The organism is Thermostichus sp. OS-CIW-33 (genome assembly GCF_054059615.1).
Genome location: NZ_JBSSCH010000021.1, coordinates 1 through 23,951, shown reverse-complemented (window position 1 = coordinate 23,951; position 23,951 = coordinate 1). Strand labels below are relative to the sequence as shown.

The window sequence follows — 23,951 nt, the reverse complement described above, 5'->3', positions numbered from 1 at the left end:
ACAGCCTACACTTAGCTCCAGATACCCGACTATTTCTTTAGCCAGCTAAACATGGCCCGCAGCTCCTTGCCCACCTGTTCGATGGGGTGTTCGGCCTCGCGCCGCCGCATCGCTGTGAACCCCGGCTTGCCGGCCTGATTTTCCAAGACAAACTCACGGGCAAATTGGCCGCTTTGGATCTCGGCGAGGATCCGTTTCATTTCAGCGCGGGTTTGCTCCGTAATGATGCGGGGGCCACGGGTGTAGTCGCCGTATTCTGCCGTGTTGGAGATGCTGTGGCGCATTTTCTCCAAGCCCCCCTCGACAATGAGATCCACGATCAGCTTCACCTCGTGCAGGCACTCGAAGTAGGCCAGTTCCGGCTGGTAGCCCGCTTCCACCAAGGTTTCAAACCCCGCTTTGATCAGAGCCGTCAGCCCACCGCAGAGCACCACCTGCTCGCCAAAGAGGTCGGTTTCGGTCTCTTCCCGGAAGGTGGTTTCCAAAATGCCGGCCCGCGTGCCACCGATGGCTTTGGCATAGGCCATGGCCCGCTCCCGTGCCATTCCCGAGGCATCTTGATAGACGGCAAACAGGCAGGGCACCCCTTCCCCCGCTTGGTAGGTGCGCCGCACCAAGTGCCCAGGGCCTTTGGGGGCAACCATGATGACATCCACGTTTGCCGGCGGCTGGATCTGCCCGAAGTGAATGTTGAAGCCGTGGGCAAAGAGGAGCACGTTCCCCGGCTGCAGGTGGGGACGGATTTCGCTCTGGAAAACGGCCTTTTGCACTTCATCGGGCAGCAAAACCATTACCCAATCGGCGGCAGCGGCAGCATCCGCCACCGTTTTGACCATTAAGCCGTCTTGCTCGGCTTTGGGCCAGGAAGGGCTGCCAGGGTAAAGGCCAACGATGACCTGGACACCGCTATCGCGCAAATTGAGGGCGTGGGCGTGGCCTTGGCTGCCATAGCCGATGATGGCAACGGTTTTATCGGCCAAAGGCTCCAGGTTGGCGTCGGTGTCGTAGTAGAGGCGGGCCATGGTCGAGCAGGGCGTGAGCAGGTGCTTGACTAGGATAGCAGGATTGGATCCAACTTGCTGACCTCAAGCGCCGTGATGAACAGTTTTCACCCACCTTAGGCGCTTGGGCTGTACACACATGCGAGCAGTTGTGGCGATCATAACCGGCAGCCAGTGGAGCATGTAGACCAAGCCCAGGGCGGTGTGCCACCAAAGTCGCCGTCCGCGCAAGCCCTCCACCTGGCGTAGCCCCCGGTAAAAGGCCACCGTCAAGCAGCCCATCACCAGCGCGTTCAAGGGGAGCAGCACCGAGGAGTGGCCCGTCAACAGCACCCAGAGGGTATCGGGAACCAAGGCCATCGGCAGCAAGTACTGAGAAATAAAGAAGGCCCAGAGATCTACTGTTTTGGCCATCCCCATGCGGCGACTGAGGATCCCTGGCCAGTAGTCGAGATAGCGCTGGTAGCCCCCTTCCGCCCAGCGGCAGCGCTGGTGCCAGAGACTTTTCCAAGAGGTGACCCCTTCTTCGACGATGGCCGGCTCCGTCAGAAAGGCGATATCTACGCCCGCCAGGTGCAGCTTGAAGGTGAGATCCAGGTCGTCAGTGAGGGTGGCCTCGTTCCAGCCGCCGCACTTTTCCAAAACATCTCGCCGCACCAGTTGGCCATTGCCGCGTAGCTCGCCAATGCCCCTCACGGCCACGCGCTGCTGCTGAAAATAAGCGTCGGAGGCCATTTCCGCCACCTGCCCCAAAGTCCAGAAGTTGACCTTGGGGTTGCTCAGGGCCTTGCGCACCTGTACAGCCCCTACCATCCGTCTGCCAAAACGGCTGCGCAGGCTGCTCACTTGAACAAACAAGGGCAGAGTGCGGGCAAGAAAATCCGAGGGCACCACAGCATCGGCATCGCAGACCAGGATGATCTCCCCTTGAGTCAGGGGCAGTACCTCGTTGAGGGCACCGGACTTGCCCCCCCCTCGTCCTGGCTGCCGCCGGTAAACCCGCAGATGCGGGATCCGCTTTTGGGCTTCCCGCAGAACTTCAGGGGTGGCATCGCTGCTGTTGTCGTCGATGGCCCACAGCTCCAGATGGCTGGTGGGGTAACGGAGCTGGGTCAAGCTGTGCAACAGCCGTGGGAGCACTGCGCTCTCATTCTTGGCTGGGATCAACACAGCTACACGGGGCAAGGCCAGCCCGCCCAACTCAGAAAGCCCGCTCTGCCCATCCCGTTGCATTGGCAGGACAGAGTCATTGTTGTTAGGGTCATCGCTGTTATCTGTTGACCTGGGATCCCGGCGGGTCGCAGCGGCAGGAGGAAGTCTCAGAGGGGGCAGGGAGGTCGCCGGTTGCAGGCGAAATAAGCGGCTAATGTGGATCACCATGAACGTGGCCAAACCAACGGTGATCCAACGGGCCGTCGGCACCACATGCATCAGGCTGACCAACCCCCACACCATGGCCAGAACCAGCAGAGCCTTGAGACGGCGGCGCTGGGCCGAGGTGAGCAACCAATCGGGAAGATGAAGATCCTCGAGAGGCTCTGGCTCTGACCAGACGAACTCAGACATGGGAATCCTCCCCCGGGCGGCAATGTTACCCAACCTCGCCAGCCTGTGCGAGCGTTAACCCAAAGGCTGTTAAGAGGTTGTTACCTATTGTCACCCATTGTGTTGGCGAAACGGAGTTCTCGAGAACCTACAGGCGAGAAAAATTGGGGATCCCGACTGCCGCTTCTCCGGCAAGGGGGTGAGTAGCCTATGGGTTACCGCGAATCTCTTTGATCACCCCATCTTCCAGAAGGATCTCGACCTGCATTTTCTGGATCAGGTTGTCTCCTTTTTGGACTCGGAAGAAGCTCTCCACATTGCCCTGCAGCACTTCTTGGTTAAGCTCCAGGGTGCTCAGTTGGTTGATCTGCTGCAACAATTGGTTTTTCTGATCCAAGAGGCGGATTTTCTGCTCGTTCACGCGGCTTTTCACCGCTTCCACCTGTTGGAGCACTTGGGGGCTGTTGGGGTTGGGGCTCTGTTTCTCCAGTTCGGCAATAGCCCGCTTGCCCTGAAACTCCAGCTGTTGCATCTGAGCATCGGTGGCTTCGATCTGCCGCTCTAATTGCTCCTGCATTTCCTTTTTCCAAAGGGGTGTGACCACCACCTTAACGGGAATGTTGCGTTTGAGCAGTAATTGAGTGCCGTTGCTGACGTTTTTTTCTTCCATAAGACTCATTCAGGCAGACGACCAACCAAACCAGGGGCTTGTGCCCACTGTAGAAAGCTCCCCTCAAAAGCTCTGGGGTTGGGGAAGAGGAGCTTGACAGACCGGATCCTCCCCCGCCGAGCCGGAGAATCCATCTACTTATCCTACCGGCTGGGATCCCTGCGGTAAAGTCTTGATTTCGGGAAACTGCAATTTTGGTTAAGGATCTTAAAGGCCGCCGCCTTGCCCTGGCACAGATTCGGCTAGCGTGAGAGACAGTGTTCTTTTTTGAGGCAGCCATGAGTGAACTGGCTTCGACCCCCTCCAAACCCTCTGCTGGGATCACCGAGCCGGTGCGGATTGCCTCTCGAAAAAGCGAGTTGGCTTTGGTGCAGACCCAGTGGGTGATGGGTCAGTTGCAAGAACACCATCCGGGATTACCTCTGGAGCTCAACACCCTCTCCACGCAGGGAGACATCATCCTGGATGTAGCCCTGGCCAAAATTGGAGACAAAGGTCTCTTTACCAAGGAATTGGAGGTTAGCCTGCTCAACGGCAGCAGCGACTTGGCGGTACACAGCCTTAAAGACTTACCCACCCGCCTGCCGGAGGGCTTGGTGTTGGGGGCGATCACGCGGCGGGAGGATCCCCTGGATGCTTTGGTGGTGGGGGAAAAGTTCCGGGATTACCGACTGGCCACCCTGCCAGAGGGGACGGTGATCGGCACTTCATCGCTGCGGCGGCTGGCCCAACTGCGCCATGCCTTTCCCCACTTGCGCTTTAAGGACGTGCGGGGCAACCTCAACACCCGCTTGGCCAAGCTGGAGAGGGGAGAGTACGACGGCCTGATTTTGGCGGTGGCCGGGTTGAAGCGCCTGGGCAAAGCCGACCGGATCCACGAGGTGTTGGATCCCAGCGTGTCTCTGTACGCGGTTGGGCAGGGATCCCTGGGAATCGAGTGTCGGCAGGGAGATGAGCGGATTCTGGAGCTTATCCGACCCTTGGCCGATGCGGAGGCCACAGCCCGCTGCTTGGCAGAGCGAGCTTTCCTGCGGGCTTTGGAGGGAGGGTGTCAGGTGCCCATTGGCGTTCACAGCCAAGTCCGAGGGGAGGCGCTGCACCTAACCGGTATGGTGGCCGACCTGGATGGCCGGCGGCTCATCCGCGATACTCAGACGGGATCCACCGCCGATCCCGAGGCAGTGGGGATGGCTCTTGCAGAAAAGCTAAAACAGCAGGGGGCCGACGAGATTTTGCAAGCCATTTTTGCCCAGGCCCGCCGTTAGGCTTTCCTACTTTTTCTGAGTAGGCTTTGAGAACTTCAGCTAGGGTCAGCTGAAGAAAAGGGGGAACAATGAAGTCCCCCCTACGTGAATTGCACTCAAATGGGAAATTCGCATTCGCAGCAGCAGTATCTAAGCTCTAGCTCAGCTTGCAAAACCGCAAACTTTGTAAATTCTTGTGAATTCCAGCTCAATTCCAGCTTTTTCCTTTGCTTGATCATGTAGCGGGGCTTGGCTTCCTAGAAGGGCAAGAATTAGAGACGGGAGAAAATCCGCCGCTCAAATTTCAGCCCCAGCCAGATTACCCCGATCCCACAAACCACCAACGCCACCGACTTAACCAACAGGCCGGTTGGGTACTCGAAAAAGCGGGTCAGCACCACCAGGGTTAGCCCCAACAGTCCCTGCCAGAAGCGCCCCCGCTGCCCTTGCTGTAGCCCTTCCCAGCAGAGCACTGCTGACAGCCCCAGCAACAGCAAGGTCACTATCCAGGGGGCAAAGAGGACCAAGGCTGCTCCTGCCGTCACGTTCAAAGGCACAGCGCTGCCGATCCCCAGCAAAAGCGCCAAGGCAACCAGAGAAATCAGAACAGCAGCATCCTTCAGCCAAGACGAAACGGGCTGGGATCTCTTCTCCTGCCAACCCTGCCACCAGCCCCAGCCCGTCAGCAGCAGCAACCCCACTGCCGACAAGCTCGCCCAGGGATCCCCAACGTTCCAGAGGGGATCCTCGGAAAGATCGACCCACGTCCCGACAAAGCTCCAGACATAGAGCAGGACACCCAGCCCCAGCAGAGCCAAGTTCTGGGCTGTCGGGGCCAAATCCAAGCCTTGCTCCAGCCCGCCGGGAAGCTCTGGATCCCTTCCTTCAGTTAAAACCCGGCTTAGCCAAGGCTTATGGCGTTGGTGCCACAGACCCAACCCCCACACAACTGCAACACCAAGCAGATGCAAAAGGGTTAAACCTTGGAAAGAGCTGCCCAAACGCTCGGCTAACCCTTGCAACGCCAGGCCAAAGTTCACCACGGCCAGGGCAAAAACCCAGCGAGAGCAACACCAATAGGCCAGAGGAACCAGCAGGCCCAGGGTCAACCAAGGATAGAGGAAGTTGACAGTCCCCCAATCCACGAAGTCGGCTACCATCCCCAAGCCCAGCAGAAGGCAGGCCAGTACACCACTGGGGCTGTGACGCAAGCCGTAGGCCATGGCCAAACCGCCCATCCCCCAGGCCCAAAACAGGCCTGCCGCGGATCCGCCAAGCTGAACCCACTGCGCCATCAGGCCAATACAGGCTCCCAGGGTCAGTTCACCGGCTATCAGCAGGGCGCTGCCCAGCCGTCGGGATCCCTGCTGCCAAACCTGGAAGCCAGCCACCTGCAGCCCTACCATGAGGGCCAAGCACCCCCAGGCTCTTGCCCAGCGGGGAATGGCAGCCCAGTTGGCCGCCACAAAGGAGATCACCCCTAGGCCCACCAGAACTGCGCCAAACAGCAGCAGCACCAGGGCAAATCGCCCGCCAGCTGAGCGTTGCAAACTCTCCAGTTGGTAATACTCCCGCAGGCGATCCCGTTGGGCAGGTTCGATCAACCCCTGCTCCACCCAGGTGTTCAGCAGGTCGGCCAGTTGGCGGCGGAAACGCTCGCCGGGGTAGGGGGGGCGGGGAGAGGTCATGGCGGGATCCCATAGGGATGTCGCCAGTATTCTAGCCCTCACCCCCGGCCCCTCTCCCAGACGGAGAGGGGAGAGTAGCCTGAAGCACCCGCTGCAACACCTCTTGATAGCCAGCCACCGGATCCCCCAGATCAAAGCGAAAGAGATCTTTATCCAGCACCCGCGGCTCAGATCCCCCCCGATCCCAAAGACGGCAGGTATCGGGGCTAATCTCGTCGGCTAGCAGGATCTCTCCCTTCTCGTCCAGGCCAAACTCCAGCTTAAAGTCCACCAGCTCCAGCTGACAGCGCCGCCAAAAGGCCTGCAGATGAGAGTTAATGGCCAAAGCCAGGGATCCCAAGCGCTCCACCTGCTCCGGCGTGGCCAACTGCAATAGGCGGATGTGATCTGGGGTCACCAAGGGATCCCCCAAGGCATCGTTTTTGTAATAGAACTCCACCAGCGGCGGCTCGATGGGAAGGCCCTGCTCCAGGCCCAGCCGTCGGCAGAGGCTACCCGCTGTGCGGTTGCGCACCACCACTTCCAAAGGCAGGATGTGCAAGGCTCGCACCTGCATCTCGGTGGGGCCGGTTTGGGCCAAGAAATGGTTGGGGATCCCTTGCTGCGCCAGGTAGGCAAACACCCGGCTAGAGACAGTGCAATTAACTTCTCCCTTGCCGGCAATAGAGCCCCGCTTTTGGGCGTTGAAGGCCGTGGCGTCGTCCTTGTACTGGCAAAGATAAACCCTGGGATCGGCAGTGCGGTAGATGCGCTTGGCCTTGCCCTCGTAGAGCAGCTCTTGGGGGGAGGATGGCATACGCTAACCCCTAGTATCCGGCCAGCCGTCCGCGGATCCCTTGCCAGAGGGTAATGGCCAGGATGCGCAGATCCAGCCACAGCGACCAGTTTTGCACGTAATAGAGATCATACTGGGTGCGGCGGGCAATGCTGGTATCCCCCCGTAGGCCGTGGATCTGGGCCCAGCCAGTCAGGCCACTTTTTACCAAATGCCGATCCGGATACTTGGGGATCTCCTGGCTAAACTGCTCGACAAAGTAGGGCCGCTCTGGGCGGGGGCCCACTAGGCTCATTTCCCCTTTCAGGACGTTCCACAGTTGGGGCAGCTCGTCCAGGTTGGTGCGGCGCAAAAAGGCTCCTATCTTGGTTCGGCGCGGATCCCCGGGGCGCGTCCAGCCCGGCTGGCCGGCTGCCTCAGCATCCACTCGCATGGTGCGGAACTTGGCAATCCAAAAGCGACGCCCGTCCAAGCTCACCCGCTCTTGCCAATACAGAATGGGGCCAGGACTGCTGCAGGCTACCAGCAGGGCAATAATCAAAAACAGAGGGCTAAGCAAGATCAGGCCCAGAGAAGCTCCTAGGATGTCTACAGCTCGCTTGAGGAACCGGTTGTGGGCGTAGCGCAAAGGGGGCTGACGCAGAGTTAGCAGCGGGATCCCGTCGAGAGACTGCAGGCTGAAGTTCACCGTTAAAAAACTTAAGATATCCGGCACCAAGCGCACCTGCACCGACAATGTTTGCAAACTGAGCAACAGAGGAGCAGTTGCCAGCTCCGGTTGCCCAAACCACACCTCCTGCACTTCTGGGTGGGCTTGCAGATAGGCGATCAAATGGACCAGATCCAGACGCTCAAGAGCCGACCAGGAAGGCTCAAGCTGACTGCACAAGCAGGAGAGGGTTCCTCGGGATGAGCCGGACAGAGTCCTGTCGGCAGACTCAACCCCGCCAGAGGTAGGGCGGGCGGTGTTTAGTACTGGATATGAGTCTGGCCGGGGATCCCCATTTTGAGATGGGGGATCTTCCTCAAAAGAGCCTTGCTCTACGCCTGCCCAGGCGACTACCTGGAAGCCCAACTGCGGGGATCGCTGCAATCGCTCCAACACTTCCGCCAACACCGACCAGGATCCCACCCAGATGACCTGCCGCCGACCGTAGCCCCTAGAGCACAACCAGCCCATGCCCAGCCGCAACCCCACCCGTACCAAAGTCAAACTCAGCAGAGCCAACAAGCCGGCGTAGCCCACCACCAGCCGCGACAAAGAGACCGAGCGAACGAAAAAGGCCCCTGCCAGCACCAAACCAAACGTCAATCCCAACCCCACCAGCAAACTGGCCCATTCTTCAAAGCGAGACAAGCGCTTCGACTCACCGTATCCGCCTAAGCCCGCCTGAATGCCCCAATAACTGAGGGCGGTCAACAATCCCAAGGCCGCGTAGACATCCCAAGGCAAGAGCTGATGAGGACGCAAGCTGCGCAGCCAGTAGCCCGCCCCAAAGGCCAACCAAATACAAAGGCCATCGCCAAAACAGGCCAAGGGCACCCACAAACGATGCAGATCCAGACGAGTTTTATAGCCGCGTTCGGCCAAGGGTTATCTCCTTCGGCATCAAGACTGTTGACAATCTTACAGAAAAGATTGTGCATCTGAGGCTATTGGACAAGATCAGTGTTGACCAAAACTTGAATGGGTAGCCCTCACCAGATAATTCTATTGACGGCCCTTCCCAGCTTCGAAGGACTTCATGCTGCTGACACAAAATAAGTTCTTTAAGTAATTGGGATCCTCATCATGCAAGAGATAAAAATCCCTGTTGAGTGGGTTAAGTACCGTCGGAAAAGGCTGTTGTAGAAACTACCAGAATTGCAGACATTGGATGTCGAAACATGAGAGTTTAAGCAATGATCAAAGTGCAGTCTGAGAACAGCAATGATGACAGGATACTACGATTTCGTTGCCGGGCCGGCTACTGCCAGCAGAGATACACCAAAGGGCAGAGAAAACTTAGGTATCAGATAGGCTTCTGCAGCAAAAATACCCGTCAGCAGTCGATTGAGCCAAAGCGGCGGCATTTTCAGATCTTGGCTTTCCCTCAGGCGAAGCACTTTCTGCATTATGCGGATCCCTGAAATGATTGGGAAAAGAAAACTGTTGAAGAAAACAAGGGTATAAACTTCTAGACCTGAGCTTTTAAGCAACGACAAAAGTTGCCCGCGGGTATATCGTCTCTTGTGATGATTAAGCTCATCATGTAAACTCCACAGCCACGGATAAGCCGGAACAGTTACAACTAAGTAGCCAGATGGGGTTAACCTTTGACTGAGGGCTAGGAGAGCTTCTTTAGTCATTCTCCAGATGCTCCAGCACATCCAGCAAAGCAATCAAATCAAATCGTTGAGAACCAAAGGGGATCCGGTTTGGCAACTCCCCCTCTGCCACGATCCCAATACCGCGAGCTTGGGCCAGCGGCAGTGCAATTTCACTCTTTTCCATAGCCCAAACTTTGCCAAATCTGGACAACATCTCCAGGTTGCCGCCGCTACCACAGCCAGCTTCCAAAATATAAGCAGAGGGGGGAAGCGACAGGGATCCAATAACCCGACTCAGAATGTGACGGCGACCCAAAAACCACCAATGCCGATCTTCCAAGCCTGCCATTTGCTCATAAGCTTCGGGATCCATACCCGTAACCCAACAAAAGATCAAAAACAGGATTAGCCGCAGAAGGGATTAGCAGAGCATATCTATCTAAACTAAGTTTAGGGGGATAATCGAGCCTTTCCCCAGCGATGCTTGCGATACCAGGCCGCCACGTGGGGACACCACGCTTCAAAGTGGGGCCAAATCAGTTCACACAGATGTTGAATTTCTCGTTGAGCATCTTCTTTGGCTCGTAAATCCAAAAAATGCATTAGACTACGGCAATTGAAAGAGACCACGAAGTGTTGTCGGATCCCGTAGCCAATGATGTTGCGAGCATCTTCATAGGGCAATCCGCACTCTTCTACCAGGCGATAATAAGCAATGGCCTGGCTGCGATATTGCGCAAGAATGATATCCAAAGCTGCGGGGGAGATGGGCTTGCAGCCTTGGCGGGTTTTGGCTTTGCCCTCCTTGACGCTGGCAGGAACGTAAAACAAAGTTTCCAGCTCTTGCAAAGACAAGGAGGACTCCGTCCCGCCACTGTGCTCCGCAATGTGCTCCGCACCGCTGTCGCGATAGGCCTCCGGCCCGCTGACGCGATCGCTGACGCAACCGTAGCCGGTCTCGCCAACAGGAGCAGCAGTCTCGGTTGTGCTCCGCACCGCTGACGCGAACAAGAGCTTTTTGCCCAAATCGGCAATTTGCTGGCCTGTATATCGGAAGGATTGAACATCAAAAGAAATTCCCACCCGATGAGTACGGGCCTGTTGCATGACGGCGTGGGGAAAATAGCCCACCCCAAAGGTGATCTGAGGATGCTCTAGAGGCCCATAGTGGCCACGGTTGCCCTCCAGCAAATGCCGCACCACCGCCTCTCCATACTTTTCCGGGATCCGGCTTTCTGAGGTGACAAAATCAGGGCTGTAATCCTGGTGCATTGCCTGGTAGATGACCCGTTCTGGATCTGGGGTTTGATTCAGCACCACAACTTGAAACAAAGCATCCACAGGCTGCATCCCCTAGTGCTTCGCACCGCATGTTAGGATTCTGAGATCCTTGTAAGATCATATTGGCAGCGGAGAACGCCAACCGCATTGGCCTGCTCCACCACAGAGCATATTCCCTATCTGCCCCCACCCTGAGGTATTCCTTAACTCAGTGTAAGGAGAAGAGAGACCGAAACACCTTGGCTATAGGAGCCTGCGAGCTCGAGTTTCCTCTGCCAGCACCAGGCTTAGGGCCGGATTGCTGCGCAACAATCCCGCTACATAGAGGGTATAGACTTTCCCCGCCTCCAGCTGCAGGTCAAACCGCTGCAGGGGAATGCTCCGGCTGGGAGCCGACTGCACACCTGGCGCGGAGGCTGAAGGGGCTATGGCCACTTGAATTTGGGTAAAGCCGGGGCGCATAGCTTGAAAGGTGGATACTTGTCCAAACGCCAACTGGGGCAGCAGTACCCGCCCTTGCTCCCCTTGCCATTGCAGGGCCGGTGCATCGGGAGCAGCGTGGACAAACCGCACCAGGGCCTGATCAAACGGCGGATGGATGTTGTCCTCTAAGACCAGGGCTGTCATGCGATTCGGCTCATTGGCGGCCACCACCGAGAACACTCCCCCGCCCCTGAGATTGGCTACGGTTCTGGCCGCAACCAAAGAACTCGCAGGCTGGCCAGGGTTCTCAGGCGTTGAAAACAAAACAATGTCGTACTCGCCCGCCGGTATGCGCACGTACTCGCTCACCGAGCCATAGGCTATGCCCCGAGCAGCTCTCACCCCTCCCACTTCCAAGTCGATCCGAGGGGCATTGGGGGCCACATGCACCAAGCGTACTTGGACTTCAGAAACTCCCGCAGATGCCGAAGGCATCGGGATGGCACAGCCGGACAAAAGCCCCGACATCAACGATCCACCCACCACGCAGAGTACTGCGCCCACCCACCGTCGCACCATGTTCACGCTCACTCCTACTCCTCACACCCAACGCTCACCGGGGATCGAGCTGCTGTGTTCCGCCAAGCCAAGGGGCGCTCTCGCTCCCCAAAAGTTCGTATTGGCGCAAGGGATCCCACCCTGCTGACGCCAAGGAACCTGCTCTTGTCTTACTCCACTTTTGCGCCCAATGCCATAGAGCTATGGAACGGGTTGGGATCTAGTTCCTTTTAACTAAACCAAAGGCAAATCACCGGACTCGGCCCCACCTGCAGGATCTGGGTTGGGGGCAGGGATCCCTGGCTGGGGAGACCGACGGCTAAACAAGCGGAAATAAGTGCTCACAGCCAGCTCTTTGAGCGGGAAAAGCAAGTAGGTCAGGGGGTTGATGGTGACGATGATGTTGCGGCAGTCTCGTTTGGCCTGGGCCAAGATCTGAGCGGCCACCCAATCTCCCGACATAACCCCAATGGGATTGAGCTGGCTCTTGAAGGGGCCGAGGATGAGCTTGCGCACTGTGCAGGGAGCATCGAGGCGGCGCAGAGTAACCAGATCGCCTAGGGCCCGCTTGGAGAGCTCGTAGAGGGGACTCAAAGCAGGGCTAGCCTCAGCCTCTGAGGTGTTCACCCACACCTCTTTGGTGGCCATCTCAGGGTTGCCGCGCACCGTCTGGAAGAACAGCTCCATTAGGCGCCAACTGGAGAAGGTATTGACGGCGTAAGACTGGCGAATGGCCTCGGGATCCCGATCCCCATGAACATTGAAGCCGTGGTTGAGCACCAAGATATCCACCCGCTCCAGCAGCTCTGCCAGGGATCCCTCTTGCCCCACCTGCCAGCGAACGGTCTCCACCGGCTGGATCTGGCCGTCCACTTCGATGTGAACCGAATCCGAATGGGAGCTGAGGGCGATGACTTTGGCCCCCTGCTGGTGAAAATGCTTGAGCAAGGCCCGGCCCAGGGTGCCGGAGGCGCCGGTGACGGCTACTCGCTTGCCTTTCAAGGAGAGACTGGTGCCCATGAGCCGATCTACGAGAGTCAGGGTGCCGCAAAAATAGGCGTTGGTATCGTCGAAGTGGTGCCGCCAGTGGTAGGCGCGGTTGACATGCCATTGGCTGGGAGGAACGGGGAAAGGCCCCGGCTGGTGGGTGATATCCGTCTGCAGGGCCAGCCCCCAACCCCGCAGCATACCAGCCACCCAGAAACTGGCCGAGTAGAGAATGCCCACCGTTGCCGCCAGGCCGTACAGCAGGGATCCCTGGCCCAATACCACCACCCAAGGGATCCCGGCCAGGATCATCGTCGCCGCTTCGGGAACGTCGTGGTGCCACTGGGATTCTCGGTACAGCTGTGCATCCACCACGCTAAGGTCGGGGCGGAACAGGCGGTGGTGCAGGATGTGTTTGGGCATCAGCCAGGGCCACCGGTGGGCCAGCCAATGGCGCACATCCCGCACGATCTCAGCCCAAAGGATGGAGGCTAGGGCGACAGCCCCCACCCCTATCCAATGACTTACGCTGCTGACATCCATAGACTCGCTTGCGGTGGCCAAACTGCTCTTGGGCTTGTCGTCGCCTCTTCTGTAGGCTTAGTTAGCAACCCTCAAAAATCATCGCAAAGATTCTTCAAAAGATCATCTGCGAGCCTGTCTTCCCTCACCCCCGGCCCCTCTCCCTCAGGGAGAGGGGAGGTAGAAATCAAGGGGCTACGGGCTGAAGCTCTCGGATCTCGACCGGATCTCCAACGGCCAAACCCAAAGCAGCAGCCGTCCCGCCGCGGAACTCCAGCACACCGTCCACCAACTGGGAAGGAGGCGGCCCATAGGTGGGGCAGGGTTGGGCGGGGCAGCCGGGCACATCGGCGGCAATGTACACCACCTTGCCTTGGTGAAGGAAAATGATGTCCAGGTTGATCAGGGTGTTGAACATCCAAAAAGAAGCCGGCTGGGGCGGATCAAAGGGAAACCACATGCCCCGATCCGGCGGCAAATCGGTGCGAAACATCAGGCCCAAGCGCTGTTGCTCAGGGGTGCGGGCCACCTCTAGCTCAAAGCGTTGGCCGGCAAGGGTGACTTCGGCTTCAACCGGCAGTTGCTGGGGCTGCCCTATGGCTGGGGGGGATGGAGAGATGGCTTCGGTTACCTGAGTTTGTGAGGCGGGAGATCTCTCCGTGGCAGCAGTACATCCCAAGCCGGATCCCAGGAGCAGTAGAGCCAGGCCCAAGGCGACTCTGCACCCTTTTGGAACGTGTATCGTGAACAGAACCATGTGGCACTCTCCTGTGCAGGCTTCATCCTATCGCGCCAGACGCTGCTGCTGCGACTTGACCAGCCAGACGCAGGAAGTTCCCCCCTGGGAGAGCCTTGCCAATTCTTGCTTGCCGGAAGCGGCCTGTGCTTTTCCCCCTTGAGCGCAGCCGGAATGGCGGCCCTGGGCAAGGGAAGTCCACAACCGACCCGATAGCATAGCCATAGACTTTATCGTTCCCCACCCTGCCAGGAGAGCCGTATGAAAGACCCTTTCAATTTCAATTTCAATAGATTCAATAGATCCTCGGTGAGCCGGATCCCGCTTCTGGCTCTGCTTGGCCTGGGGCTCCTGGGCCTCTGGCCCACTCACGGGATGGGATCCCGTTCACAGGAAACCCCGGTGCGGATTCCCTTTGAGCCAACGGTGACCTATGGGGAAGGGTATGGGGAAAAGACCGTGGCCCAACAAGCCCAAAGCCGCTTTGCGCTGAAACTGTTTGATCACCTGCTCCGTCAGCAGCCCCAAGAGAACCTCTTTTTCTCCCCCTTGAGCATCCGCCTGGCCCTGAGCATGCTCTACAACGGCGCCTCTGGGGAGACTCAAACGGCAATGGCCGAGGTGCTGGAGGCACAGGACCTTTCCCTCAATGAGTTGAACTGGAGCAATGCCCAAATGGTGGGCTGGCTGGCGGAGGGATCCCCGGCAGGAGGGCCAGTCCAGGTGCAAATGGCCAACGGCCTCTGGGTGGATCAAACCCTCACCTTACAGCCCCAGTTTTTGCAGGCTTTGGCCACCTACTACCAAGCGGTGGTGAATCGGGTGAATTTGGGATCCCGGCAAACGGTGAACCAGATCAACGGCTGGGTGGCCGAGCGCACCCAGGGCAAGATCAACCGCATTGTGGATCGCCTCAGCCGCGAGGATTTGATGGTTTTGCTCAATGCCATCTACTTCAAAGGCGAGTGGACTCAGCCCTTCGATCCGGAGCGCACCCAAACTCAGCCCTTTACTCGGTTGGATGGCCGCCGCGTCCGAGTACCCATGATGGTTCAATCAGGTCGTTACGACTACCTGGAAACCGAGCAGTTGCAGGTGGTGAGCCTGCCCTACGGGGAAGGAGAACTGGAAATGCTGATCCTGCTGCCCAAGAAGGGAGTGAAGCTGGAATCGCTGCGGGCAGAGCTGAGCCCGGAAACTTGGCAAGAATGGACGGGATCCCTGCGCCCCCGTGCAGGTTCGGTGCGGATCCCGAGATTTGAATTGGCTTATGAAACGGATCTCACTTCCGTTCTGCAGCAGTTGGGCCTGGGAGTTGCCTTTTCCAACCGAGCCGATTTCAGCCAGATGACCCCAGAGCCAGCGCGGATCAGCAAAGTCCTGCACAAAGCAGCAATTGAAGTGAACGAAGAGGGATCGGAGGCGGCAGCCGCTACTGGGGTGATCGTCTCCCGGACTGCTGTCGACCGGCAAGAGCCCTTTCAATTTGTGGCAGATCGGCCCTTCTGGTTTGCCATTGTGGCCTCCGGATCCGGCGGCAACCCAGCGGCCCAAACCGTGCTGTTTATGGGATCCCTGGTGGATCCTAAATAAGGGGATCCCTCAGGGCAGCTTGCTGACTTCTTGCCGGGCCTGCAGATTGCTCTTCAGGATGTGTTGACTCCAGACTGGCTCCCTTAGCTGTTTTTCATTGCAGAGGTCATGATGGTCGAGGTTTTGGAAAGAGAAAAATTGGCCGAGGCACCTGCTGATAGTTCTCCGGCAGCTTCTCGAAAAATTTGGACTGACGAAGAGTTTATGGCTTTACCGGAGGATGGCAACCGCTATGAGGTTGTGAATGGAGAACTGGTTACTGTGGGCTCGGCAGGCGCAAAGCATGGGTACTACGTAAGTTTGATTCATATCATTCTAGGCTCGTACGTTCGCAGTCAAAGGATTGGATTTACCTTCGATTCCGATACTTCCTTCAAAATGAAATCCGGTAATCGCCGCTCTCCGGATTGTTCTTTTTTTTCCAAAGAACGACTGCAACTCTGGGCGGGATCCCAAGGGGTTATATTGAGGGATCCCCAGACTTGGCTGTAGAAGTTCTCTCCGATGCCAACACCGTTGGAGAGATCCATGATAGGCTCGTTGAGTATTTTGAGAATGGATCCCGGCTGGTCTGGATCATTCATCCTGAAGAGAAATACGTTCTGGTCTATCGCCGGCCTGAGCCTGAAGCATTGAAGAAACCCGGCGACATCCTGGAAGGTGGAGAGGTGATCCCTGGATTTGCGCTGGATTTATCAGAGTTTTTTGCCGAGCCGGAGTTGTAGTTTTTCACCAACGCAATGTACGGATAAGATGCCTTCAGCGCCTAGGGAAAAGCAACCCCTGTTAAGCTAGCCTAAGCAGTGGGATCCCATTTCATGGCACCGGTCTATCCGCAGGTTCTGGAGCGCAATCCCAAACGGCTGCGCATTGCCCTACAGCGGTTTACCTCTCAGCAACTGGCTTGGCGGGCGGCAGGGGGCTTGGTGCTGCTAATTTTGGGATCCCAACTGTGGGCTCGTTCGCCGCTGTTGGGTTTGGTGGCTGTGGGGATGGGCCTGTGGGCTGGGATCCCTTGGGGGTTGGGGCAGATCCTGAATCTAGATTGCCAAAGCCAACGGGTGACCTTGACCCGGCTGGGTGGCCCTTGGGGCTTTTGGCGGCAGCAGGTGTTTTCCTATCCCTTGGCTCAGTTGCAAGGAGTGCGGCTGCATCGAGTGGGTCAGGAAGTTTTGGATAACCAAGCTCAAGAGAGTTTTCAGGTCCAAAGCCAAGTGCGGCTGCAGTTTCACAGCGATCCTTCTAAACCGGAGCTGAACGAGGAGGTCATCGCCTGCTTTAGCAGCCAAGTCGGCATCAAAGGGGACGAACCAGAAGCTTTCGTGCTCTCTCAACGGCTGGTGCGCTGGATTCAGAACTATCTATCCGAACACTCAGGAAACCTAAGAAACAACTCTTCACCCTGAAAGCCCCCTTTTCGAGGATACTGCCCCACCGTTCCAGTAGACTCAAACTTTGCTCTCCTTTTCGGGGAGTTTTCGGGGAGATGGGGAATTGTTGGCACAGTGCTTGATCCTGGGTTAGAAATGCTACCGAAAAGCAGCGTACTCCTTGACACTTTCTAAACTTAACTTAATCGACAACCTTCATGAGCGCCTCCTGGGATCTGGTCAACCTGCTTACCTTACTCAACTGGAACACTCTGCCCGGATGGCTTTGGCTGCTCCTTTGGGGATCCTCACTGGCCGTGGTGATGTACTGGCAAAAGCGCTGGCTGCAGCGGGATCAGGTGGGTTTTCCCGATGTCATCATGCTGGCGCGTGCAGATACGACGGTGGTGGAATGTAACGAAGCTTGCCAAAAACTCTTAGGCAATTGGCGAGGCAAGCGCTGGATCGACGTGCTGCCGGCAGAAGAGCAGGAGCAGGTGCGGCAAAAGATAGCCCAGCTCACCCCTCAGCAGCCTACCTTCACCCGAGTTGGCAGGGTATCGGATGCGTCGGGGCAGACGCGCTGGTTCGAGTGGATCCACCAAGGCATTTTTGACCGGCGGGGCCGCTTGCAGTTTATTCGCGGCGTGGGCCGAGACATTACCGAGAAGAAACAGTTGGAAGAAAACCTGCGGCTGCGGGAGGCCCAACTGCGCACCTTGTTGGATGCCCTGCCATTGGCGGTGTGGGCCAGGGATCCCCAGGGAGTGCTAATTTTGCAAAATGCCACTGACCGCGCCTGGTTTGGCGATCTGCTGGGTACTTCTCTGGAGGAGGTGGCTCAGCAACATCCCCACTGGCTGGAGTACACCTCTCAAGTTCTAGCCGATCTAGAGCGGCAAGGGTTTTGCCAATTCGAAGGTAAGGAAATGATTCAAGGCCAGGAGCGCTACACCTATCGCTTCGCTGTAAAGCTTCAGGATCAGTCTAAAGGATTAGGGCTTCTCGGCATTGTCCTAGATATCACCGAGCAGAAGCGCCTGCAACGAGAGCTAACAGATCAACAAGAACGCTTTCGCGCCTTTATCAACAACAGCCACGACATCTTGCACCGGGTTGATGCCCAGGGCCGGCTGTATTGCCTTAATCCCCCGGTGGCGGAGAAGATTCTAGGTCTTACCCCCCAGCCAGGAGAGCCTCAACCCCTGGAGCTGGTTCATCCCGAAGACCGCGAGGCCATCGCGTCTGCCTACGAGCAACTCCTGTCCCAGCCCGGCCAGACTCTCTGCTTTGTCTATCGGATGCAACATGCCGACGGCCATTGGGTGTGGCTGGAGAGCCTCTGCACCAATCTCTTGGATGATCCTTTGGTTCAGGGGATGGTTGCCAGCACCCGCGACATTACCCAACAAAAGCAGGTGGAACTGGCCCTGCGAGAGAGCGAGGCCCGCTTCCGAGAAATTGCAGAGGCTGTACCGGTGGTTTTCTTTGTGTATTCTGCAGACTTGAGCCAGTCTCTCTACAAAAGCCCCCAAAGCGAGAAGATCTGGGGTTACACAGCAGAAGAGTTTCGCCGCAAGCCAGATCTCTGGAAAGACAGGATCCATCCCGAAGATCTGCCAAGGGTACTGCAGGTGGCCGCCCGAGCCACTCAAGAAGCCCAGCAGATCACCTACCGCATTTTCCATCGGGATGGCAGGCTGCGCTGGCTGCGTACTTCTTGCCGACCCATCTTGAACGAACAGCAAGAGGTTATCCGTATTGTTGGCATTACCGAAGATATTACGGAGCAGAAAGAAGCAGAGCTGGCTCTACAAGAAAGTGAGGCCCGGCTTAGGGCCATTCTGGATGGGATCCCTTTTTCTATCTTTCTCAAAGATCTGGAAGGGCGCTATCTTCATGTAAACAAGACTTATCTACAACAGAGAGGCTGCAAGGCAGAAGAGCTCATTGGAAAGTTGGATAGTGAGCTGTTCGCATCAGAAGAGGCTCTAGAATTTCGAGATCAGGATCAAAAAGTCCTGCAATCTCCGCATCCTGTCAGCTACGAGCGAACCTTTTTCCGCGATGGCAAGAGATTGACCCAGTGGGTCACCAAGCTTGCCCTGCGGGATCAGCAGGGGTCTCCTTACGCCGTTTGCGGCATCGCTGTGGACATAACGCCCCTCAAACAAGCCCAAGATCTGTTGCTGAAAGAAGCAGAGCGGGAGCGGCTGCTTGGAGCTTTGCTGCGACGCATCCGTCAGGATTTGGATTTGCAATCTATCTTGCAAACCACTGTTGCAGAAGTGCGAGAGGTTTTCCAGGTGGATCGGGTGATGATCTATCAGTTGCAGGAATGTGTAGGGGGGTTTGTAGCTGCTGAGTCGGTGGCGGATCCCTGGCCCAGCCACCTGGGCCGCTACGTGTGGGATGAGTATTTCCAAAGGGATCCGTGCTATCGCAAGTACCAAGAGGGCTTTGTGCAAGCCATAGCCAACGTGGCGACGGCCAATTTGGATCCTTGCTATCGGGAGCTCTTGGAATCTTTCCAGGCCCAAGCCAACTTGGTGATCCCAATTCGGCGGGGAGAGGATCTCTGGGGCCTTCTGGTGGCACAGCACTGCCAATCCAGCCGCCCTTGGCAAGAGTGGGAAATCCGGCTTTTACAAGAGCTGAGCGATCAATTAGCCATCGCGTTGCAACAGGCCCAGTTATATGAACAACTGCAAGCCCTCAATCAAACCTTGGAAGAAAAGGTTCGGCAACGCACCTCTGAGTTGCAGCGATCCCTGCAATTTGAGGCCCTGCTGAAACGCATCACTGACCGGGTGCGCGACTCTCTGGATGAAGCTGAAATTCTCAACACCGCTCTGCGCGAGCTGGGAGAAAACCTAAATGCAGATGGCTGCGATATTGCCCTTTACAACGCCGATCTCACCCTTTCCACCATCAGCTACGAGTATTGTCCTCGCTTGGGGTCGGCCTTGCATACTTGTATTCCCTTTGCCCAATATCCAGATCTCTACGCCCAGTTGTTGCGAGGAGAGCCCTGCATATTTTGTTTACTTCCTGACGCCCCCCGCCAAGGATCAGTCTTGGTCTGCCCTCTGCGGGATGGGGAGCAAGTCTTGGGGGATCTGTGGGTTTTTCGCAGCAGCGAGGAAAGTTTTGATGAGCAGGAAATGAATCTCGTAGCTCAAGTGGCCAATCAATGTGCTATCGGCCTAAGGCAGGCGCGCCTGTTCCGAGCTGCCCAAGAGCAGGTGCAAGCCCTAGAGCGCCTCAACCGCTTGAAAGACGATTTCATCAGCACTGTCAGCCACGAGCTGCGCACTCCTCTAGCCAGCATGAAAATGGCCCTGAAAATGTTGCAGATGGCTCCCACTGGGGAGAAACGAGCTCAATACTTAGCCATTGCAGAGCGAGAATGCCAGCGGGAAATCGAGCTCATCAACGACCTGTTGGATCTGCAGCGGTTGCAGTCCGGGACCTACGCTCTAAGTGTGCAAACCCTCACCTGGCGGGAGCTGCTAGGGGATCTGTTAGCCATTGCCGAAGAGCAGGCCCGCGCCAAAGGTCAAACCTTTCAAGCCAGTGTCCCTCTGGAGAGCACCCTCACGACGGATCCCTTGCTGTTGGGACGCATCCTGCGGGAGCTGCTACACAACGCTGTGAAATACACCCCCGGCCAGGGATCCATCCGCCTAGAAGTCAGGGTTGAGGCCAACCGAACTCGCATCCAAGTCAGGAATAGCCAAGAGATCCCGGCTGAGGAACTCACCCGCATTTTCGATCGTTTTTACCGGATCCCCAGCCATGATCCTTGGAAAGAAGGGGGCACCGGTCTGGGCTTGGCTTTGGTGAAACAAATGGTGGATCAACTGAGGGGATCCATTGAGGTCAGCAGCTCTGCTGGTTGGACGACTTTCACGCTCCATCTACCCCAATTGCCGCAATTTTAATTCCACTTCTTCCCCTCGCTTTGGGATACATTACTGGCAGGGATCCGGGGGGGCTTTGCCTAAACCTATGACCACTCGCCTAGATTTGGCTCTCACTCTTGAAGACTTCCTCAAGTTGCCTCACATAGAAGATTCTCCGGCATGGGAGTACGTGGATGGAGTTGCCATTCAAAAACCGCTGCCCAAAGTCCGCCATTCCATTTTGCAAAAACGCCTCGTGGCTGAGGTTGACGGCAGCACCACCGACTATACTGCCCTGCCCGAACTGCGATGCACTTTTTCCGGTCGTTCCATTGTTCCCGATATTGCTGTAATTGCGTGGGATCGAATTCGCCTCAGTGAAACAGGCGAGCCAGAGGATGACTTCACCGCAGCACCCGACTGGATTATCGAAATTCTTTGTTCTCCAATACACTACCCCCGCCGCATGGCCGTAACCCCCGTGGGATCCAGCACCTTGCCCCGTTCCACCTCGGCATAGACCAGGTAGCGATCCCCGCAGTCCATCCAAGTTTTCACACGGCACTCCAGGTAAGCTAGGGCGTCCAACAAAATGGGGCAGCCATTCTCAGCAGTGGCCGTGGCCAAGCCGGCAAACCGATCTTCTCCAGGGCGCTGGGGCCGCTGAAAGTGCCGTTGCAAATTGCTACCTTTGCCTTCCCGCAAGATGTTGAGCACAAAGGGGGCCTGGGGATAGGTCAGCAATTCGGCTTCTTGTTCCTTGTTCACCGACAGGGTTAGCCCTGGTGGATTGAAGCTAGCCTGGGCCACCGACCAGGTGAGGAAGCCGCGGCGGGTCTCTCCTTGCAGGGCGGTGACTATACACAGGGATCCCACCACCCGGCTCAGGGCTTGCCCAACCCGATCCGCCTGAGTTTCGCTGCTGGTTTGGCGAGGGGCGCGGGCTCGTTTGGCTTTGCGCAGGGCCTGAGCAAACTGGGATCCCGCCTCTTGACAGGCTTCCAGGATTTCAGGGGTGGGCTTAAACTTGGCGCGGATCGTCTCAAACCCCAAGGAAAAGCCGGCATTGAGCAACTTGTTCTCGATGAGATCCACCGCTTCTCCGCTCCAGCCGTAGGAGCCGAAAACCCCGGCCAATCGGGTGGTGGGAACTGAAGAAAGGATGATGCCAAGGGCGGTTTGGATCTGCACAGGAGGATGGCCGGCCAAAGTCGGGGATCCGACAACAAACCCCTGGCAGCGCTCCAGAGCCTGGGCAATCTCTTCCGGGGTGGACCATTCGCAGTTGATCCGCTCCACCTTAACGCCGGCCCGCTCCAGCCCTTGGGCTATGGCCATGGCCATCAAACCTGTATTTCCGTAAGCAGAAGTGTACAGAAGAGCTACCCGCTGCTCGCCGGGATCCTCTTCGCACCAAGTGTGGTAGTCCAGCCGCAAGCGCCGCAGGCTGTGGCGCACCAAGGGGCCGTGGGCAGGGGCATAGATTTGGGCGGGAAATTCTTCCAACTTGGCCAGGGCTGCCTTCACCTGGGACAATTGGTTGCGGTGCAAGCAGTCGAAGTAGTAGCGGCGGTCTTCGCTGAGCTGCCGCCAATGTTCGTCAAACACTTGCTCATCGCACACGTGGGCGCCGAACAGCTTATCGGTGTAGAGGATCCCGGTGGCCGGATCGTAGGTACAGAGGGCATCGGGGTGGCGGGGTGTGGGCACGGTGCGAAAGTGCAACTCATGCCCTTCCCCCAGATCCAGGCGATCCCCATCCCGGATGACCCGCAAACGGAAAGACTGGTCGCCATTGTAGAAAATGCCCAGATCGGCGGCTTCCTCTTCGTCGCGACTGCGGGGCAAGGGATCCATCTCTTCAAAGGCGGCCCGTAGCGTAATGGATCCCGGCTTGGAGCAGAGCACCATCGCGTAGGGAGCCAGGGGCAATAGGGCTTTGAGAGTGGCAATGCGGTTAAAGTTGACGTGGCTGAGCAAAATAAAGTCCAACCGCTGTAGGTACTGGTGTTGGGCCAGCTCTTCTAAAAAGATGCTGGTGAACGATTCCCCCGGAGGATCGATGAGAAGGGTTTGGCGGGCCTGGATGAGGTAGCTATTGGCAGTGGTGCCCCGTTGCCGAGCGTATTCCAGCTCAAACTTCAGGCGATCCCAGGTGCGGGAGCGGAGAACCAACGTGGACGGGCCGATAAGGGCAACTTGGACATCGCGGGCGGGGATCTTGCTCTCCATAGCAGCCTCCGATGCGGTATCTGTCCTCACCTTGCCACGAAACTGGGGGAATGGGGATCCCTTTTCAGAGTTTGGGAGCCCACGGCCCGGCTTACCCAAAAGTTGGGTCTGAGGCCCCGTCCTCACAACTGCGCAAGAAGCAAGCGATTGAGGTGGGGAGTGTGTCAAGTTTTTTCAAAGTCGGCCGGGCAAAAAGGAAGAGGCTAAGATCGGCTTGTAGCGTGTTCAGGCTGCCTATGTCTGCCCGATCCAAGTCCAAAGTGGAAGCCCCTGCTAAGGGGATGGATCCCCGCCAGTTTACTGAAGCTGATGTGGCGGCAATTGCAGAGCGGTTGGAGCGCAATGAGTATCCGACCGTCTTTGGCTGCTTGGAAGACTGGCATGCCCTTCGAGCCGTTGCCTTTTATGCTCCCCACTTAGTGGCTCCCTATGCACACCTGTTGGAGTGGGAAGTGGATGAAGATTAGGGCTGTCCTTGCAGTTCTTAAAGGGATCCCAGTGCTCAGGGCAACGAGGGGGGAGGATTTCCGTCAGAGCCTTGCCGGCGAATCAGATAGCGCACTTCTTCAAGGAGAACGTTGAACCTCTGATCCGTTTCCGCCTGCCGTTGGTTGATGGCCTGAATGGCGCGTTCGTGCTCTCGTTGTAGGGCGGTGAGGGTAACCAGAGCTTGAGTCACTTCCTCTGCCCACTCGGCAAGGTGAGCTAAGTCAGAGCGGGTCTCGCTGACAACTTGCTGTAGCTCTCGCAAGCTTTGAGCCTGAGCAGCAGCTTGTTCAGCAAATTCGGCACGGCTTTCTTGGATGGACTGACGCAGCTCCTCGATTTCCCGCAGACGGGCGGCGTTCTCCTCGGCAGACTGGGTGCGGCTTTCTTGGATGGACTGACGCAGCTCCTCGATTTCCCGCAGACGGGCGGCGTTCTCCTCGGCAGACTGGGCACGGCTTTCTTGGATGGACTGACGCAGCTCCTCGATTTCCCGCAGACGGGCGGCGTTCTCCTCGGCAGACTGGGCGCGGCTTTCTTGGATGGACTGACGCAGCTCCTCGATTTCCCGCAGACGGGCGGCGTTCTCCTCGGCAGACTGGGTGCGGCTTTCTTGGATGGACTG

General features: G+C 57.3%; 20 protein-coding genes and 2 pseudogenes. 7 read left to right on the top strand and 15 right to left on the bottom strand.

Annotation, left to right across the window (positions count from 1 at the left end):
* Positions 1-29: 29 nt before the first annotated feature.
* The 3 genes from ilvC to ACVWZG_RS12050 all read right to left on the bottom strand — a co-directional run bounded on the left by ilvC (position 30) and on the right by ACVWZG_RS12050 (position 3,216).
* Entirely contained in the window at positions 30-1,022 is a 993-nt protein-coding gene (ilvC, locus tag ACVWZG_RS12060; protein ID WP_457406639.1) for a ketol-acid reductoisomerase, read from the bottom strand.
* 63 nt (positions 1,023-1,085) lie between these two features.
* Complete coding sequence (locus tag ACVWZG_RS12055) at positions 1,086-2,567, bottom strand: glycosyltransferase (protein ID WP_457406642.1); 1,482 nt, start codon at positions 2,565-2,567, stop codon at positions 1,086-1,088.
* Between the two features lie 187 nt (positions 2,568-2,754).
* Positions 2,755-3,216 carry a YlqD family protein gene (locus tag ACVWZG_RS12050; RefSeq protein WP_457406645.1) on the bottom strand — a complete coding sequence of 154 codons (462 nt, stop codon included), beginning with the start codon at positions 3,214-3,216 and terminating at the stop codon, positions 2,755-2,757.
* 278 nt (positions 3,217-3,494) lie between these two features.
* On the opposite strand from ACVWZG_RS12050, the gene hemC reads away from it, so the two are divergent.
* Complete coding sequence (gene hemC, locus ACVWZG_RS12045) at positions 3,495-4,481, top strand: hydroxymethylbilane synthase (RefSeq protein ID WP_457406648.1); 987 nt, start codon at positions 3,495-3,497, stop codon at positions 4,479-4,481.
* Between the two features lie 251 nt (positions 4,482-4,732).
* Here hemC and ACVWZG_RS12040 read toward each other — a convergent pair whose 3' ends face one another.
* The 10 genes from ACVWZG_RS12040 to ACVWZG_RS11995 form a co-directional block, all read right to left on the bottom strand.
* Positions 4,733-6,148: a DUF2157 domain-containing protein gene (locus ACVWZG_RS12040; protein WP_457406651.1), complete on the bottom strand. Its 1,416-nt coding sequence runs from the start codon at positions 6,146-6,148 to the stop codon at positions 4,733-4,735.
* 31 nt (positions 6,149-6,179) lie between these two features.
* Positions 6,180-6,944: a phosphoribosylaminoimidazolesuccinocarboxamide synthase gene (gene purC / locus ACVWZG_RS12035; protein WP_457406652.1), complete on the bottom strand. Its 765-nt coding sequence runs from the start codon at positions 6,942-6,944 to the stop codon at positions 6,180-6,182.
* A 10-nt stretch (positions 6,945-6,954) separates the two neighbouring features.
* Entirely contained in the window at positions 6,955-8,514 is a 1,560-nt protein-coding gene (locus tag ACVWZG_RS12030) for a sugar transferase (RefSeq protein ID WP_457406653.1), read from the bottom strand.
* A gap of 353 nt (positions 8,515-8,867) precedes the next feature.
* Entirely contained in the window at positions 8,868-9,272 is a 405-nt protein-coding gene (locus tag ACVWZG_RS12025) for a hypothetical protein (protein WP_457406654.1), read from the bottom strand.
* Positions 9,265-9,606 carry a class I SAM-dependent methyltransferase gene (locus tag ACVWZG_RS12020; protein WP_457406657.1) on the bottom strand — a complete coding sequence of 114 codons (342 nt, stop codon included), beginning with the start codon at positions 9,604-9,606 and terminating at the stop codon, positions 9,265-9,267. Before ACVWZG_RS12020 ends, ACVWZG_RS12025 begins: the two co-directional genes overlap by 8 nt.
* Positions 9,607-9,683: 77 nt before the next feature.
* Entirely contained in the window at positions 9,684-10,583 is a 900-nt protein-coding gene (locus ACVWZG_RS12015) for an FAD-dependent thymidylate synthase (RefSeq protein WP_041436581.1), read from the bottom strand.
* 174 nt (positions 10,584-10,757) lie between these two features.
* On the bottom strand, positions 10,758-11,516 hold the full coding sequence (locus ACVWZG_RS12010) for a DUF4397 domain-containing protein (RefSeq protein ID WP_457415396.1): 759 nt from the start codon (positions 11,514-11,516) through the stop codon (positions 10,758-10,760).
* Between the two features lie 213 nt (positions 11,517-11,729).
* Positions 11,730-13,025, bottom strand: a complete 1,296-nt coding sequence (locus ACVWZG_RS12005) for a bifunctional sterol desaturase/short chain dehydrogenase (RefSeq protein ID WP_457406662.1) — start codon at positions 13,023-13,025, stop codon at positions 11,730-11,732.
* Positions 13,026-13,191: 166 nt separating this feature from the next.
* Positions 13,192-13,716 carry a DUF192 domain-containing protein gene (locus tag ACVWZG_RS12000; protein WP_414344197.1) on the bottom strand — a complete coding sequence of 175 codons (525 nt, stop codon included), beginning with the start codon at positions 13,714-13,716 and terminating at the stop codon, positions 13,192-13,194.
* A gap of 72 nt (positions 13,717-13,788) precedes the next feature.
* Positions 13,789-13,965 (bottom strand): hypothetical protein, encoded by a 177-nt coding sequence (locus tag ACVWZG_RS11995; RefSeq protein ID WP_187147162.1) that lies wholly within the window; start codon positions 13,963-13,965, stop codon positions 13,789-13,791.
* 84 nt (positions 13,966-14,049) lie between these two features.
* On the opposite strand from ACVWZG_RS11995, the gene ACVWZG_RS11990 reads away from it, so the two are divergent.
* The 5 genes and pseudogenes from ACVWZG_RS11990 to ACVWZG_RS11970 all read left to right on the top strand — a co-directional run.
* Positions 14,050-15,333, top strand: a complete 1,284-nt coding sequence (locus ACVWZG_RS11990; RefSeq protein WP_457406663.1) for a serpin family protein — start codon at positions 14,050-14,052, stop codon at positions 15,331-15,333.
* Positions 15,334-15,444: 111 nt separating this feature from the next.
* A pseudogene (locus ACVWZG_RS11985) lies at positions 15,445-16,058 on the top strand (Uma2 family endonuclease).
* A gap of 93 nt (positions 16,059-16,151) precedes the next feature.
* The gene (locus ACVWZG_RS11980) at positions 16,152-16,739 is read left to right on the top strand and encodes a hypothetical protein (protein WP_457406664.1); all 588 of its coding nucleotides are present in this window, start codon (positions 16,152-16,154) and stop codon (positions 16,737-16,739) included.
* 182 nt (positions 16,740-16,921) lie between these two features.
* A complete protein-coding gene (locus ACVWZG_RS11975; protein WP_457406667.1) occupies positions 16,922-20,647 on the top strand; it encodes a PAS domain S-box protein in 3,726 nt (1,241 codons plus the stop codon).
* Positions 20,648-20,714: 67 nt separating this feature from the next.
* Positions 20,715-21,047: pseudogene (locus ACVWZG_RS11970) on the top strand (Uma2 family endonuclease); the annotation flags it as partial.
* Positions 21,048-21,061: 14 nt separating this feature from the next.
* On the opposite strand, the gene ACVWZG_RS11965 reads toward ACVWZG_RS11970, so the two are convergent.
* Positions 21,062-22,840 carry a flavin reductase gene (locus ACVWZG_RS11965; protein ID WP_457406669.1) on the bottom strand — a complete coding sequence of 593 codons (1,779 nt, stop codon included), beginning with the start codon at positions 22,838-22,840 and terminating at the stop codon, positions 21,062-21,064.
* Positions 22,841-23,076: 236 nt separating this feature from the next.
* Here ACVWZG_RS11965 and ACVWZG_RS11960 point away from each other — a divergent pair, with 236 nt between their 5' ends.
* Entirely contained in the window at positions 23,077-23,307 is a 231-nt protein-coding gene (locus tag ACVWZG_RS11960) for a DUF2555 domain-containing protein (RefSeq protein WP_414355764.1), read from the top strand.
* Between the two features lie 35 nt (positions 23,308-23,342).
* Here the strand turns inward: ACVWZG_RS11960 and ACVWZG_RS11955 are convergent.
* Positions 23,343-23,951 (bottom strand): hypothetical protein (locus tag ACVWZG_RS11955; protein WP_457415394.1); only part of this gene is annotated, 609 nt, incomplete at its 5' end.